This is a genomic window from Geodermatophilus sp. SYSU D00698 (genome assembly GCF_054050335.1).
Genome location: NZ_JBJGZD010000006.1, coordinates 124,895 through 138,706 on the forward strand (window position 1 = coordinate 124,895; position 13,812 = coordinate 138,706).

General features: G+C 76.4%; 15 protein-coding genes and 1 riboswitch. Of the genes, 12 read left to right on the forward strand and 3 right to left on the reverse strand.

Annotated features, from left to right (window positions below; all coding sequences use genetic code 11):
• Positions 1-14 precede the first annotated feature (14 nt).
• The 5 genes from ACI8AB_RS07730 to fmdA all read left to right on the forward strand — a co-directional run bounded on the left by ACI8AB_RS07730 (position 15) and on the right by fmdA (position 5,566).
• A complete protein-coding gene (locus tag ACI8AB_RS07730) occupies positions 15-539 on the forward strand; it encodes a hypothetical protein (protein WP_456949626.1) in 525 nt (174 codons plus the stop codon).
• 39 nt (positions 540-578) lie between these two features.
• Positions 579-2,111 carry a gluconokinase gene (locus ACI8AB_RS07735; RefSeq protein WP_456949627.1) on the forward strand — a complete coding sequence of 511 codons (1,533 nt, stop codon included), beginning with the start codon at positions 579-581 and terminating at the stop codon, positions 2,109-2,111.
• Between the two features lie 85 nt (positions 2,112-2,196).
• The gene (locus tag ACI8AB_RS07740; RefSeq protein ID WP_456949628.1) at positions 2,197-3,771 is read left to right on the forward strand and encodes an FMN-binding glutamate synthase family protein; all 1,575 of its coding nucleotides are present in this window, start codon (positions 2,197-2,199) and stop codon (positions 3,769-3,771) included.
• A 137-nt stretch (positions 3,772-3,908) separates the two neighbouring features.
• Positions 3,909-4,187, forward strand: a complete 279-nt coding sequence (locus ACI8AB_RS07745; RefSeq protein WP_456949629.1) for an FmdB family zinc ribbon protein — start codon at positions 3,909-3,911, stop codon at positions 4,185-4,187.
• Positions 4,188-4,312: 125 nt separating this feature from the next.
• Positions 4,313-5,566 carry a formamidase gene (gene fmdA / locus ACI8AB_RS07750; RefSeq protein ID WP_456949630.1) on the forward strand — a complete coding sequence of 418 codons (1,254 nt, stop codon included), beginning with the start codon at positions 4,313-4,315 and terminating at the stop codon, positions 5,564-5,566.
• Between the two features lie 57 nt (positions 5,567-5,623).
• On the opposite strand, the gene ACI8AB_RS07755 is transcribed toward fmdA, so the two are convergent.
• Positions 5,624-5,806 (reverse strand): hypothetical protein, encoded by a 183-nt coding sequence (locus tag ACI8AB_RS07755; RefSeq protein WP_387989889.1) that lies wholly within the window; start codon positions 5,804-5,806, stop codon positions 5,624-5,626.
• Positions 5,807-5,940: 134 nt separating this feature from the next.
• Between ACI8AB_RS07755 and ACI8AB_RS07760 the strand changes: the two genes are divergently transcribed.
• Positions 5,941-6,243: a hypothetical protein gene (locus ACI8AB_RS07760; protein ID WP_456949631.1), complete on the forward strand. Its 303-nt coding sequence runs from the start codon at positions 5,941-5,943 to the stop codon at positions 6,241-6,243.
• Between the two features lie 76 nt (positions 6,244-6,319).
• A complete protein-coding gene (locus tag ACI8AB_RS07765) occupies positions 6,320-7,075 on the forward strand; it encodes an AmiS/UreI family transporter (protein ID WP_456949632.1) in 756 nt (251 codons plus the stop codon).
• Here ACI8AB_RS07765 and ACI8AB_RS07770 read toward each other — a convergent pair.
• Entirely contained in the window at positions 7,072-7,695 is a 624-nt protein-coding gene (locus ACI8AB_RS07770; RefSeq protein WP_387989898.1) for an FMN reductase, read from the reverse strand. The two genes, ACI8AB_RS07765 and ACI8AB_RS07770, sit on opposite strands and share 4 nt — an antisense overlap.
• The gene (locus ACI8AB_RS07775; RefSeq protein WP_456949633.1) at positions 7,692-8,864 is read right to left on the reverse strand and encodes an LLM class flavin-dependent oxidoreductase; all 1,173 of its coding nucleotides are present in this window, start codon (positions 8,862-8,864) and stop codon (positions 7,692-7,694) included. The genes ACI8AB_RS07770 and ACI8AB_RS07775 overlap by 4 nt, the downstream gene beginning before the upstream one ends.
• Positions 8,865-9,123: 259 nt before the next feature.
• On the opposite strand from ACI8AB_RS07775, the gene ACI8AB_RS07780 reads away from it, so the two are divergent.
• The 5 genes from ACI8AB_RS07780 (at position 9,124) to ACI8AB_RS07800 (ending at position 13,790) form a co-directional block, all read left to right on the forward strand.
• Positions 9,124-10,020 (forward strand): hypothetical protein, encoded by an 897-nt coding sequence (locus ACI8AB_RS07780; RefSeq protein WP_456949634.1) that lies wholly within the window; start codon positions 9,124-9,126, stop codon positions 10,018-10,020.
• A 151-nt stretch (positions 10,021-10,171) separates the two neighbouring features.
• Positions 10,172-10,332: riboswitch (cyclic di-AMP (ydaO/yuaA leader) on the forward strand.
• 241 nt (positions 10,333-10,573) lie between these two features.
• Positions 10,574-11,515: an aggregation-promoting factor C-terminal-like domain-containing protein gene (locus tag ACI8AB_RS07785; RefSeq protein ID WP_456949635.1), complete on the forward strand. Its 942-nt coding sequence runs from the start codon at positions 10,574-10,576 to the stop codon at positions 11,513-11,515.
• A 7-nt stretch (positions 11,516-11,522) separates the two neighbouring features.
• Positions 11,523-12,182 (forward strand): class I SAM-dependent methyltransferase, encoded by a 660-nt coding sequence (locus ACI8AB_RS07790; RefSeq protein WP_456949636.1) that lies wholly within the window; start codon positions 11,523-11,525, stop codon positions 12,180-12,182.
• A gap of 23 nt (positions 12,183-12,205) precedes the next feature.
• Complete coding sequence (locus ACI8AB_RS07795; protein WP_456949637.1) at positions 12,206-13,045, forward strand: SDR family NAD(P)-dependent oxidoreductase; 840 nt, start codon at positions 12,206-12,208, stop codon at positions 13,043-13,045.
• Positions 13,046-13,061: 16 nt separating this feature from the next.
• Positions 13,062-13,790 (forward strand): DUF72 domain-containing protein, encoded by a 729-nt coding sequence (locus tag ACI8AB_RS07800; protein ID WP_456903098.1) that lies wholly within the window; start codon positions 13,062-13,064, stop codon positions 13,788-13,790.
• Positions 13,791-13,812 lie beyond the last annotated feature (22 nt).

The window sequence follows — 13,812 nt, forward strand, 5'->3', positions numbered from 1 at the left end:
CAGGATCGGGCGGCGTGGAGGCCACCCGCCCCGACGCCGCCGGCGCCGAGGCCTACGACCCGGCGGCCTGGCACGACCTCGCGGTGGCGGCCGTCGGCGCCACCGCGGCGCTGGCCGGGCTGCTGTTCGTCGCGGTCTCCATCAACCTCGGCCGGATCCTCGCCTTCCCGACGCTGCCCCGCCGGGCCGCGGCCACGCTGGTGCTGCTGGTGGCGCTGCTCGCCGCGGGCGTGTTCGTCCTCGTCCCCGGCCAGCCGGTGCCCGCCCTCGCCGCCGAGCTCGCCGGCACCGGTGTCCTGCTCGCCGCCGGCGGCGCGGCGGAGCTGGTGCGGGTCCCGGCGGAGGCGGACGCCCCGCGGGCCCGCCGCGTCCTCGCGGCGGGCCTGGTGCTGCTGCCCGCCGGCGCGCTGCTGGCGGCGGCGCTGTCGCTGGTCCTCGGGGCCGGCGGCGGGCTCTACTGGCTGGTGGGGGCGCTGGTCGGCGGGATCGCGGCGTCCTGTCTGAACGCCTGGGTGCTGCTGGTGGAGATCCAGCGCTGACCTCGCGGCCGCCCTGCGGCTGCGGGCAGGATCGCCCGCATGGACGTCGTGGTCGGGCTGGACAGCGGGACCACGGCGACCAAGGCGGTCACCGCCGGCACCGACGGGCGGGTGCGCGACCTGGTGAGCGTCGGCTACCCGCTGTCGGTGCCCGCCCCCGGCCGCGCCGAGCTCGACGCCCACCGGCTCGCCGACGCCGCCGTCGAGGCGCTGGCCGCCGTCAGCCGGGCCGCCCGCGAGCGCGGCGACCGGGTGGTCGGGATCTGCCTGTCCGCGGCCATGCACGGCCTGGTCCCCATGGACGACGACGGCCGCCCGCTGGGTCCCGTGGTCACCTGGGCCGACGACCGCGCGGCGGGCTTCGCCGAGGCCCTGCGCGCCGACGGCCGCGCCGGCGGGCTGCACGCCCGCACCGGGACGCCGGTGCACCCCATGTCCCCGCTGCTCAAGCTCGCCTGGATGCGCGCCGAGGAGCCCGGCCGGCTGGACGCGGTGCCGCGCTGGGGCGGGGTCAAGGAACTCGTCGTCTCCGCGCTGCGCGGCGGCCCGCAGGTCCTCGACCGCTCCTGCGCCTCGGCCACCGGCCTCTACGGCATCCGCACCGGTACCTGGGACGCCGAGGCGCTGGACGTGGCCGGTATCCGCCCCGGGCAGCTCGGCGAGGTCCTGCCCACGACGACGGTGCTCGAGGGCCTGCGCCCGGAGGTCGCCGCGGCCGCCGGCCTGCCCGCGGACACGCCGCTGGTCCTCGGCGCCTCCGACGGGGTGCTGGCCAACCTCGGCATCGGCGCGGTCCGCCCCGAGGTCGCCGCCGTGTCGCTGGGCACCAGCGGCGCGATGCGCGTCGTCGTCCCGGCGCCGACCGTGGACCCGGCGCACCGGCTGTTCTGCTACGCGCTCACCGACGACCACTGGGTGGTCGGCGGCGCGGTCAACAACGGCGGCTCGGTGGTGCGCTGGGCCGCCCAGGCGCTCGCCGATGGGGAGGGGGTCACGGGGGAGGACGCCGACGCCCTCGACGCCCGGCTGCTCGAGGAGGCCGCCGCGGTGCCCCCCGGCAGCGCCGGGCTGCTGTGCCTGCCCTACCTGCTGGGGGAGCGGGCGCCGTGGTGGCGGTCCGGGCTGCGCGGGGCGTACGTCGGGCTGCGCCGCGAGCACCGGCGCGGGCACCTGGTGCGCGCCGCCGTGGAGGGGGTGTGCCAGCAGCTGGCGCTGGTCCGCGACGCGTTCTCGGCCACCGGCCTGCCCGTGACCGAGGTGCGGGCCACCGGCGGCGCGGTCGCCTCGCCGCTGTGGGTGGCCACGCTGGCCGCGGCCCTGGACCTGCCGGTGCGGGTCGCCGACTCCCCGGAGGGGACGGGCCTGGGCGCCTGCCTGCTCGGCCTGCACGCGCTCGGCATGCTGTCCGACCTCGACGCCGCCACCACGCTGGTCGGCGTCTCCGACCCGGTCGGACCCGACCCGGTCGCCGCGGACCTCCACCGGCGGACCCGCCCGCTGGTCGAGCGGTCCACCCGCGCGCTCGAGGACGTGCTGCGCACCCTCGACGCCCTCGACGACACCCCGCGCTGAGACGGCGGGCCGCGCCGGGCCGCGGACGGCCGCGTTCGGGGCCACGATGTCAGCCCAGACCGCAGGGGCGCGGAGGGAGAGTGCGATGAGGGGTGCGGCGCGGGCCGCGGTGGCCGGACTCGGGGCGCTGGCGGCGGTGGCCGCCCGGGACCTGGCGCAGCGGGAGCACACCCTGCTGCGCAACTTCCCGGTGATCGGCCACGCCCGCTACCTGCTGGAGTCGATCGGCCCGGAGCTGCGGCAGTACCTGGTCGCCGGCAACAACGAGGAGCGGCCGTTCACCCGCGACCAGCGGCGCTGGGTGTACGCCTCGGCCAAGGGCGAGAACAACTACTTCGGGTTCGGCACCGACAACGACCTCGAGTACACGGCCGGCTACCCGGTCATCAACCACCGCACCTTCGGCCGCGCCGTCCCGCCGTCGCACCCGCACTCGGCGGCCGACGTCGCGATCCCGTCGGCGAAGGTGCTCGGCGGCCCGCGCGGGCGGGCCAGGGCGTTCCGGCCGTCGTCGGTGGTCAACGTGTCGGCGATGAGCTTCGGCTCGCTGTCCGGGGCCGCGGTCGAGGCGCTCAACCGCGGCGCGGCGCTGGCCGGGTGTCTGCACAACACCGGCGAGGGCGGGCTGTCGGTGCACCACCGGCACGGCGGCGAGCTGGTGTTCCAGATCGGCACCGCCTACTTCGGCTGCCGCGACGAGGCCGGCCGGTTCGACCTCCAGCGGCTGAAGGACCTCGTCGAGTCCGCTCCCGTCCGGGCACTGGAGGTCAAGCTCAGCCAGGGCGCCAAGCCGGGCCTGGGCGGCGTGCTGCCGGCGGCCAAGGTGACCGCCGAGATCGCCGCCGCGCGCGGGGTGCCCGAGGGCGTGGACTGCGTCAGCCCGTCCCGGCACGCGGAGTTCACCGACGTCGACAGCCTGCTCGACTGGGTGGAGCTGCTCGCGGCCGAGACCGGCCTGCCGGTGGGGATCAAGTCCGCGGTCGGCGACCTGGCCTTCTGGGACGAGCTGACCCGGCTCATGGCCGACACCGGCCGCGGCGTCGACTTCGTGACCGTCGACGGCGGCGAGGGGGGCACCGGCGCCGCGCCGCTGATCTTCACCGACTCGGTGTCGCTGCCCTTCCAGCTCGGCTTCGCCCGCGTGTACAGCACCTTCGCCCGCCGCGGGCTGGCCGAGCAGGTCACCTTCGTCGGCGCCGGCAAGCTGGGCCTGCCCGACAACGCGGTGGTGGCCTTCGCGCTGGGCTGCGACATGGTCAACGTGGCCCGCGAGGCGATGCTCGCCATCGGCTGCATCCAGGCGCAGAAGTGCCACACCGACACCTGCCCGACCGGCGTCGCCACCCAGAACGCGTGGCTGGCGCACGGCCTGGACCCGGCGCTGAAGTCGGTGCGGCTGGCCAACTACGTGGCCACCCTGCGCCGGGACCTGCTCAAGGTGGCCGAGGCGTGCGGCGTCGAGCACCCGGGGCTGATCGACACCGGCTCGGTGGAGGTGCTCACCGGCCGGACGGCGTCGCGGCCGCTGTCGGAGGTCTACGGCTACGAGCCCGGCTGGGGCCTGCCCTCGGCCGCGGACCGGGCGGAGGTCGTCCGGATCATGACGGCGGAGGCCCCGCAGGGCGGGTCCGCGGCGCCGTCGGAGGACGCCGCCCGCTGAGCCCACCCGCGGTCACCACCCGGGGGCCGCCCGTGGCGACGCGCTACCGGTGGGGTCGAAGGTCCCGCCGGTCCGTCCGGGCCCGTCACTAGCGTCGCCCGCTCCCGAGTGGTCCCGACTTCCCCGCGGAGGCCAAGATGGCGGCCTACCTGTACCGGTGCCCGGCGTGCGGCCCGTGGGAGGTGCGGCGGCCCATCGGCACCGCGCAGGCCGAGGAGCCGTGCCCCTCGTGCGGCGACACCGGCCGGCGCGTCTACACCGCCCCGCTGCTGGCGCGCACCCCGGCGCCGCTGGCCGCGGCGCGGTCGCGCGAGGAGGCCAGCGCCGACGCGCCCGCCGTGACGACGGCCGTGCCGCCCGCCCCCCGCCGCCCGGTGCGGCGCGACCCCCGGTGGAGCGCCCTGCCCCGGCCCTGACCGGCCCGCGCGGCGGCCCCGGGCCGGGCCGCCGTCGCCTCCCCGGCTCCCCGCGCGGAGCCGCCACGAACGGCCCGCGGACGCGGGTCGGCCCTCCCGTCAACGGAGATCGGAGTGTGGGGGACATGCCAGACGTCGTCTTCACCGTCGACCAGGCCAAGTCCATGCGGGACCAGGCCGTCCCGGGGCACAACCGCTGGCACCCGGACGTACCCGTCGCCACGATGGTCCGGCCCGGGCAGGACATCCGGGTGGAGTGCCGGGAGTGGACAGACGGCCAGATCGGCAACAACGACTCGGCCAACGACGTCCGCGACGTCGACCTGACCCGGGCGCACATGCTCAGCGGCCCGATCGGCGTCGAGGGGGCCGAGCCCGGCGACCTGCTGGTCGTCGACATCCTCGACCTCGGCCCGGTGCAGGCGCCGCAGGAGTACGGCGAGGCCCCCGGACAGGGCTGGGGCTACACCGGCATCTTCGCCAAGGCCAACGGCGGCGGCTTCCTGACCGACTACTTCCCGGACGCCTACAAGGCCATCTGGGACTTCCACGGCCAGGTGGCGACCTCCCGGCACATCCCGGGCGTCCGCTACACCGGCCTGACCCACCCGGGGCTGTTCGGCACCGCCCCGTCGGCCGACCTGCTCGCCCGGTGGAACCGGCGGGAGAAGGCCCTGGCCGACACCGACCCCGACCGCGTGCCCGCCCTGGCGCTGCTCCCGATCGAGGACCAGACGCTGGCTGGGCAGGCCGACGGTGACGTGGCTGCGGCGATCGCCCGGGACGGCGCACGTACGGTGCCGGCGCGGGAGAACGGCGGCAACCACGACATCAAGAACTTCTCCCGCGGTTCCCGCGTCTTCTACCCGGTGCACGTGCAGGACGCGAAGCTGTCCGGCGGCGACCTGCACTTCAGCCAGGGCGACGGCGAGATCACGTTCTGCGGCGCCATCGAGATGGGCGGGTTCATCGACTTCCACATCGACCTGATCAAGGGCGGCATGGAGACCTACGGGGTGACCACCAACCCGGTGTTCATCCCGGGCAACGTCGAGCCCCGCTACTCGGAGTTCCTGACCTTCATCGGGATCTCGGTCGAGCACGAGGAGGACCGCAACCTCTACCTGGACGCCACGCAGGCCTACCGCAACGCCTGCCTCAACGCCGTCCGGTACCTGCAGAAGTTCGGCTACTCCGGCGAGCAGGCCTACCTGCTGCTCGGGTCGGCGCCGATCGAGGGCCGCGTCAGCGGGGTCGTCGACATCCCGAACGCCTGCTGCTCGCTGTACCTGCCGACGGCGATCTTCGACTTCGACGTGAAGCCGTCGGCGTCGGGGCCGGTCCGAGCCGACCGCGGGCAGTGCGCCGTCACGTCCTGACCGCCCGACGGGTCCCGGCGCACGCCGGGACCCGCCCGCCCGGGCCGGGCGCCGCCCTCAGGCGGCGTCCGGCTCGGGGAACGGCTGGGGGAGGGGCCGGCGGACGGAGGGCCGGGCGGTCACCACGACCGGCCCGCCGCAGTTCCAGCAGGTCGGGTCGTCGTCACCGTCCTCCGCCACGTCCTGCCCGCCGACCTCGCACGGCGCGCACGTCCACACCACCTCGACCCGGAGTTGCACGGATCGCTCCTCACACGAGCACTGCACGGCTCCCGGATGTTCGAGGCCGGGGAGACGGGTACCCGGCGCGCCGTCCGCCCAACCGGGACCGGGGGTCACCGACCGTGGCGGGACGCCGGGGAGGGAGGCGGCAGGTGACCGACGAGGTCCCGCGGATCGAGCGACACGAGGCGGCCGACCGCGCCGGCAAGGCCGCGCTGCGGGCGGCGCACGACCTCACCGAGGGGCTGTCGTCCGACGACGACGTGCCCGAGCCGGTCGTCGTCCGCCGGGGCGGTCCGCACCGCTCCGTCGGCGGGCTGGCCGACCTCATCGACAGCGCCCTGCAGGAGAACGAGGCCCTGCAGGAGGACGAGGCCCTGCAGGAGGACGAGGCCCTCGAGCAGGACGAGGCCGTCCGGGAGAACGAACGGGAGTCCGGGGAGCCGGGCTCCTGACCGCCGGCGCGACCGCCGCCGGCACCAGCCACGGGGGACGTCCGCACCGTCGCGGGACCCGAGGAGATGACTGCACATGGGAGCCGTGGGACTGCTGTACGTGGGAGCCGTCCTGGTCGTCAACGGCCTGATGCTGCTGGGGCTGGTGGACGCCCGCGCCGCCGCCCCGCTCAACCTGTTCGTCGGGGCGCTGCAGGTGGTGACGCCGACCGTCCTGCTCGTCACGGCCGACGGGGACACGGCCACGATCCTGGCCGCGTCGGGCCTCTACCTGTTCGGCTTCACGTACCTGTACGTGGGGATCAACCTGCTCGCCGGCCTCGACGGCACGGGGCTGGGCTGGTTCTCGGCGTTCGTCGCGGCGTGCGCGCTGGTGTACGCCGGGCTGAACTTCTTCTACGTCGAGCCGCGGGACCCGGGCTTCGGCGTCATCTGGCTGTACTGGGCGGTGCTCTGGGCGCTGTTCTTCGTCGTCCTGGGGCTGAAGCGGGAGGAGTTCACCCGCTACACGGGCGCGATCGCCGTCGTCGCCGGGCTGCTCACCGCCGCCCTGCCGGCGTTCCTGCTGCTCACCGGCTCCTGGGCCGACTACACCGGCACGTGGGCGGTCATCCTGGCCATCGTCCTGGCGGCCAGCCTGGTGCTGGCGTACCCGCGGCTGCGGGGCCGCCCGCAGCCGGCCGTCCCGCCGGCCGCGCCGGTGCCGGCGGGGCCGCCGGCCGCGCCGGAGGGCGTGCCGGTCGCCCGGCAGGCCCCCGAGCGCGACACGGCGCGGCACGCCGACCCGCGCGGCGGCGGGTCGTCCCAGGCGCCGGTCCAGGACCGGTCCTAGGCGGTGCCCCGGAGGAGGTCCTCGAAGGAGGGGACGTCGGTGAACGGGTCGGCCGGGCGGGCCGCCGCCGGCCGGCCGGTGACGACGTCGGCCAGCTCGCCGGCCGCGCGGGTGATCCGCGCGGCCAGCTCCTGGCCGGCGCCGTCCCCGCCGGCCCAGTCCTCGCTCGCCGCGAAGACCGCCGTCGGCACGGTCACCGCGCGCAGGTAGCTGAACAGCGGCCGCACGGCGTGCTCGAGCACCAGCGAGTGCCGGGCGGTGCCGGCGGTCGCCGCGAGCAGCACCGGCGTGCCGGTGAGCGCGTCCTTGTCCAGCACGTCGACGAAGGACTTGAACAGGCCGCTGTAGGAGGCGGTGAACACCGGCGTGACCGCGATGACCGCGTCCGCGCCGGTCACCGTCGCGACCGCCGCGCGCAGCGCGGCGTTGGGGAAGCCGGTGACGAGCGCGTCCGCGACGTCGCGGGCGTGCTCGCGCAGCTCGACGACCTCGACGGTGGCGTCCTCGCCGCGCTCGCGCAGCGCGGCGACGGTCGCCGCCGCGAGCCGGTCGGCCAGCAGCCGGGTCGACGACGGGACGCCGAGCCCCGCGCTGACGACGGCCAGGGTGCGGGTGGTCATCGGACGGACACCTCCTCGCGGGCCCCGTCGTCGGCACGGCCGGTGACGTCGTCACCCGCGGCGTACACCGTGGAGTCCTGCGCGCCGCCGCGCGCCGCCACCCGGGCGGCGTGGGTCGGGGCGTCGGGCACGTGCGCCGGCTTGAGCGCGGCGAACTCGCGGCGCAGCACCGGCACGACCTCCTCGCCGAGCAGGTCCAGCTGCTCGAGCACGGTCTTGAGCGGCAGGCCGGCGTGGTCGATCAGGAACAGCTGCCGCTGGTAGTCGCCGACGTAGTCGCGGAAGCCGAGGGTGCGCTCGACGACCTGCTGCGGGCTGCCCACCGTCAGCGGCGTCTCCCGGGAGAAGTCCTCGAGCGAGGGCCCGTGCCCGTAGACCGGCGCGTCGTCGAAGTAGGGCCGGAACTCGGCGACGGCGTCCTGGCTGTTCCTCCGCATGAACACCTGCCCGCCGAGGCCGACGATCGCCTGGTCGGCGGCGCCGTGGCCGTGGTGCTCGAACCGGGACCGGTAGAACTCCACCATCCGCTGGGTGTGCTCCTTCGGCCAGAAGATGTGGTTGTGGAAGAAGCCGTCGCCGTAGTAGGCGGCCTGCTCGGCGATCTGCGGCGAGCGGATCGAGCCGTGCCACACGAACGGCGGGACGCCGTCCAGCGGCCGCGGGGTGGAGGTGAAGCCCTGCAGCGGGGTGCGGAACCGGCCCTGCCAGTCCACGACCTCCTCGTCCCACAGCCGGCGCAGCAGCGCGTAGTTCTCCACCGCCAGCGGGATGCCGTTGCGGATGTCCTGGCCGAACCACGGGTAGACCGGGCCGGTGTTGCCGCGGCCCATCATCAGGTCGACGCGGCCGTCCGCGAGGTGCTGCAGCATCGCGTAGTCCTCGGCGATCTTCACCGGGTCGTTGGTGGTGATCAGCGTGGTCGACGTCGACAGCTGCAGCCGGGAGGTCTGCGCCGCGACGTAGGCCAGCGTGGTCGTGGGGGAGGACGAGAAGAACGGCGGGTTGTGGTGCTCACCGAGCGCGAAGACGTCGAGGCCCACCTCCTCGGCCTTCTTCGCGATGGTGACGACGGCCTTGATCCGCTCCGCCTCGCTCGGCGTCCGCCCCGTCGTCGGGTCGGTCGTGACGTCGCTGACCGTGAAGACCCCGAACTGCATCTCGCGCTCCATGTGGTTGAGAGTGCAACTACTGTACCCGGCCCAACGACCCGCCCCCGCCGGGCATTCCCGACGCCTCCGTGACCGTACTGAGACCTCTCGACCGCGCTCGGTGACCGGCCCGGCACGTCCGGGCGCGACCGGTCCGGACGCCCCGCACGCGTCCGTGTCGACCCGTCCGGCCGCACGCGGCGGGTGGAACTCTGTGATCACCCCCGACCGGCACGCCGGTGGGGGGCCGGATCGGACGGCGCACCGAGGGGGAACCGGGATGTCGCTGCGGGGACGGGGAGCTGCTCCCGACGGGACCGGGGACGGCACCGCGGAGCCGCCTCCGGGACGTGGGCTCGACGGCCTGCTGGGCACCGGACCGGTGTTCACCGGGGCGGTCCGCGGCTACGACCGCGTGCAGGTCGACGACTACGTCGCCTGGGCCGAGACCGAGCTCCTGGTCCTGCGCCGGGAGAACGAGCACCTGCTCAGCCGCTACGCCGCCGCCTCGGCCGAGTTGCAGAACGCCCGCCGGCGGCTGGCCCAGCTGGTCCGCGAGCGGCAGAGCCTGCCCGGCCCCGAGGACGCGGCGGCGATCGTGCGGCGGGCCGAGGAGGAGGCCGCCGCGCTGACCGCCGCCGCCGAGGAGGAGGCCGGGCGGATCCGCGCCGAGGCGCTCGCCGAGGCGCAGGCCCGGCTGTCCGGGGTGGCCGAGATGCGCGAGGCGGTGCTCGCCGCCCGCGAGCAGACCCGCAGCGAGGCCGCCGCCGTCCTCGAGGCCGCGCGCCGCGAGGCGGCCCGGCTGGAGGAGGCGGCCGCCGCGGAGCGCGAGCGGCGGGACCGCGAGGCCGCCGCGGCACGGGCGCGGGCCGACGCCGAGGCGCTCGAGCGCCGGCACGCCGTCGAGGCCGAGCTCGAGCCCCTGCGCGACGAGCGCGACCGGGCGCGCGACTGGCTGCGCCTGCTGACCGGGCAGTTGGACGAGGCGCTCGCCGTCGTCACCGGCGTCGTGCCCGACGACGTCCCCGCCCTGGGCGACAAGCGGGGGCTGGCCCGTCTGGAGGACTCCGCCGGTGGACTCCGGGCGGAGTCGCGTCCGGCGTCGTCCGGGACGGACGTGTCCGACGTGACACCGCTGCACGGGCCCGGCCGGCCCGAGGTGGCCGCGGCCTCCTGACCAGCGGCGACGCGGGGGCGGGTTCCGGGACGAGGGGGTCCGCCCCACCCGTCACGGCCGCACCTCCGGCCCCGGCGGTTGTCACGAACCGGTAACGACCGTACGGTGGCTGGCGTCCGGCTGGTCGTCAGGTCCCCGTCCTGGGGAGCCCGGCCGGACGCCGCCGAGTCGTGTCCGCGCCCGTGGACGCGAGCCGGGGACCCACCGCAGTACTGGGGTGAATCGCGCCCGCCGAGCTCCGGCCCGGCGCGCGTAGGGCTGCTTCCCGCCCGAACCCGTCAGCTAACTCGGTAGGCGGCTCACGGAAGAAACGGAGAGTCCCCGCATGCCCCGCCTCCGGGCCGAAGCGGCCCGCAGGTGCAGCTGCCCGCGCGCACACCGCGCTCCCGCGTCCGCCTGACGCCGGCCGCCCCTGCCCTGCCGCTCCCTGCGACGACGTCGCCGGGGACCCCGTAGTCCGCGACACCCGTAGCCCCGCGCCGCACGCGCATGCCCGAGGTCCGCCTCCGGGCCCGCTGCCGCGCGCACTCTCCCTCGGAGCCCTCACCCCCTCATGTCCCGCCACGTCCCGAACACGCCTGCCGACGCCCCCGCGACCGTCGAGCTCGCCACCGCCGACACCCCCGACACCGCCGCCGAGACCACGGCCGGCACCGCCACCCGCGAGCTGCCCGCGGTCGCGGACGCCGCCGAGGCCCCCGCCCGCCGGCGCCTGTTCCGCCGCGGCAGCCCGCCGCTGGGCCCGCGCCGCCCGGCCCTCCTGCTCGGCGCCGCCGCCGCCGGCGCGCTGATCGTCGGCGTCGTCTCCACCAGCGGCCCCGCCGCCTCCGCCGGCACCGACACCGCCGGCACCGCGGTCAGCGTCGCCGACGAGCTGGGCATCCCGCAGCAGCAGGCCGCGACCGCCCCCGACCTGACGTCGCTGGCCGACATCGCCGCCTCGCGCGCCGAGCGCAGCGCGCAGGAGGCCGGTGCCGCCCACGCGCAGCTCGCCGCCGAGCAGGCCGAGCGCGACCGCCAGGCCGCCGAGGCCGAGGCCGCCCGCGTCGCCGCCGAGCAGGAGGCCGCCCGCGTCGCCGCGGAGCAGGAGGCCGCCCGCCAGGCCGCCGAGGCGCAGGCCGCCGCCGAGGCCGCCGCCGCGGAGCAGGCCGCCGCGGAGCAGGCCGCCGAGGAGCAGGCCGCCGAGGAGGCCGCCCCCGCCGCGCCCTCCGGCTCCTTCAAGGACTACGCGCTGAGCAAGGTCGGCAGCGGCGAGCAGTTCTCCTGCCTGGAGAAGCTGTGGGGCAAGGAGAGCGGCTGGAACCCCAACGCCCAGAACCCCACCAGCACCGCCTACGGCATCCCGCAGTTCCTGGACTCCACCTGGGCCAGCACCGGGATCGCCAAGACCTCCGACGGCTACCGCCAGATCGACGCCGGCCTGATCTACATCGAGGAGCGCTACGGCTCGCCGTGCGACGCCTGGGCGCACAGCCAGGCCACCGGCTGGTACTGATCGACACGTGATTCATCGAGGGCCGGCCACCCGGGTGGTGCCAGCGGGGTTCGTCCGCGCGCACACCCAGGTGCGCCGGCCCTCGCTCGTCCCCGAGGTGCGGCTGCACGTCGCCGACGACGTCGTCGCCCTGTGGGAGGCGATGGAGACCGCGGCCGGCGGGGCGGGCGAGGAGCCGCCGTTCTGGGCCGCCGCCTGGCCCGGCGGGCAGGCGCTGGCCCGCCACCTGCTCGACGAGCCCGCCACCGTCGGCGGCCGCACGGTGCTCGACCTCGGGTCGGGCAGCGGCCTGGTGGCCGTCGCCGCCGTCCTCGCCGGTGCCCGGTGGGTGCTGGCCAGCGACGTCGACCCGTTCTCCCGGACGGCGGTCGGCGTCAACGCCGGCCTCAACGGCGTCGCGGGCATCAGCGTCACCGGCGACGTGCTGGACCGCGAGCCGCCCGCCGTCGACGTCGTCGTCGCCGGGGACGTCTGCTACGACCGGGAGATGACCGGGCGGGTGCTGCCCTTCCTCGACCGGGCGCGGGCCCGCGGCTGCGAGGTGCTCGTCGGCGACCCCGGCCGCCCGTACCTCCCGCACGAGCGGCTGGAGTCGGCCGCGGTGTACGAGGTCCCCGAGACGGAGGGGCCCGGGCTGCGCCGGACGACGGTGTGGCGGCTGCCCTGAGCGCCGCCGGATACGGTCGCCGCGTGCGCCCCTACGCCTTCACCGGTACCGCCGTCGTCACCGGGGCGGCCAGCGGCATCGGCGCCGCGCTCGCCCCGCGGCTGGCCGCCCGCGGCAACGACCTCGTGCTGCTCGACCGCGACGCCGAGCGGCTCGAGGGCGTCGCGGCGGCGGTGCGTGCGGCCTCCCCGGGCCAGTCGGTGGCCACCGTCGTCGCCGACCTCGCCGACGCCGGGCAGCTGCGCGCGGCCGCCGACCGGGTCGTCGCGGACCACCCGGGGACGACGCTGCTGGTCAACAACGCCGGCGTCGCGCTGGGCGGGCGGTTCGACCAGGTGACCCTCGAGGAGTTCGAGTGGGTCGTGGACGTCAACTTCCGCGCCACCGTCCGGCTCACCCACGCGCTGCTGCCGACGCTCCAGGCGCACCCCGGGTCGCACCTGGTGAACGTCTCCAGCCTGTTCGGGCTCATGGCGCCGGCCGGGCAGGCGGCGTACGCGTCGAGCAAGTTCGCCGTCCGCGGGTTCACCGAGGCGCTGCGGCACGAGCTGGCCGAGGACGGCGTCGGCGTGACCAGCGTGCACCCCGGTGGCATCGCGACCCGCATCGCCGAGACCGCCCGTGTCGCCAGTGGCGCGGACCCGGCGGAGGCCGAGCGGGGCAAGCGGGAGTTCGCCAGGCTGCTGCGGTACCCGGCCGGCCGCGCCGCGCAGCGGATCGTCGACGCGGTGGAGCGGCGCCGGCCGCGGCTGCTCATCGGCGCCAGCGCCGTCGTCCCGGACGTCCTGGTGCGCCTGGCGCCCGGCTCGTACGGGAGGGTGCTCGCCGCCGCCACCCGCCTGGCCGCCCTGCGCCGGGCCTGACCGCGCAGGGGCGCCGGTGGCCGTCCACGTCGGCACGTCGGGCTGGAGCTACGACCACTGGGAGGACGTCCTGTACCCGCCGGGGACGCCGTCCCGCGACCGGCTGGCCCACTACGTCCGCCGGTTCGGCACCGTCGAGCTCAACGCCAGCTTCTACCGCTGGCCGCGCACCGCGACCTTCGCCGGGTGGCGGCAGCGCCTGCCCGAGGGCTTCCGGCTGTCGGTCAAGGCCCCGCGCGGGCTGACCCACGCCAAGCGGCTGTACGCCCCGGAGGCCTGGGTCGAGCGGATGACCGCGGCCTGGCACGAGCTGGGGCCCCGGCGGGCGGTGCTGCTGGTCCAGCTGCACCCGGCCGCCGCCCGCGACGACGCCCGGCTCGACCACTTCCTCGGCCTGCTGCCGGACTGGATGCGGGTGGCCGTGGAGTTCCGGCACCCCAGCTGGCACGACGACGGCGTGTTCGCGCTGCTCGAGCGGCACGGCGCCGCCTACTGTGTGATGAGCGGCGCCGGCCTGCCGTGCGTGCTGCGCGCGACGGCGCCGTTCGTCTACGTCCGGCTGCACGGGCCCGACGCCGCGCACCTGTACGCCGGCTCCTACCCCGACGCCGACCTGCGCTGGTGGGCCGACCGGATCGGCGAGTGGGCCGGGCAGGGGCGCGACGTCTACGCGTACTTCAACAACGACGGGTACGGCCACGCGGTCCGGAACGCGGAGACCCTGCGCGCGCTGACCGGCGGCTGAGGTCCGCAGCCGCGAGACTGGG

Coding starts and splice junctions, on each gene's coding strand:
- ACI8AB_RS07735 (WP_456949627.1), top strand. CDS start 579: ATGGACGTCGTGGTCGGGCTGGACAGCGGGACCACGGCGACCAAGGCG.
- ACI8AB_RS07740 (WP_456949628.1), top strand. CDS start 2,197: ATGAGGGGTGCGGCGCGGGCCGCGGTGGCCGGACTCGGGGCGCTGGCG.
- ACI8AB_RS07745 (WP_456949629.1), top strand. CDS start 3,909: ATGGCGGCCTACCTGTACCGGTGCCCGGCGTGCGGCCCGTGGGAGGTG.
- fmdA (WP_456949630.1), top strand. CDS start 4,313: ATGCCAGACGTCGTCTTCACCGTCGACCAGGCCAAGTCCATGCGGGAC.
- ACI8AB_RS07765 (WP_456949632.1), top strand. CDS start 6,320: ATGGGAGCCGTGGGACTGCTGTACGTGGGAGCCGTCCTGGTCGTCAAC.
- ACI8AB_RS07770 (WP_387989898.1), bottom strand. CDS start 7,695: ATGACCACCCGCACCCTGGCCGTCGTCAGCGCGGGGCTCGGCGTCCCG.
- ACI8AB_RS07775 (WP_456949633.1), bottom strand. CDS start 8,864: ATGGAGCGCGAGATGCAGTTCGGGGTCTTCACGGTCAGCGACGTCACG.
- ACI8AB_RS07780 (WP_456949634.1), top strand. CDS start 9,124: ATGTCGCTGCGGGGACGGGGAGCTGCTCCCGACGGGACCGGGGACGGC.
- ACI8AB_RS07785 (WP_456949635.1), top strand. CDS start 10,574: ATGTCCCGCCACGTCCCGAACACGCCTGCCGACGCCCCCGCGACCGTC.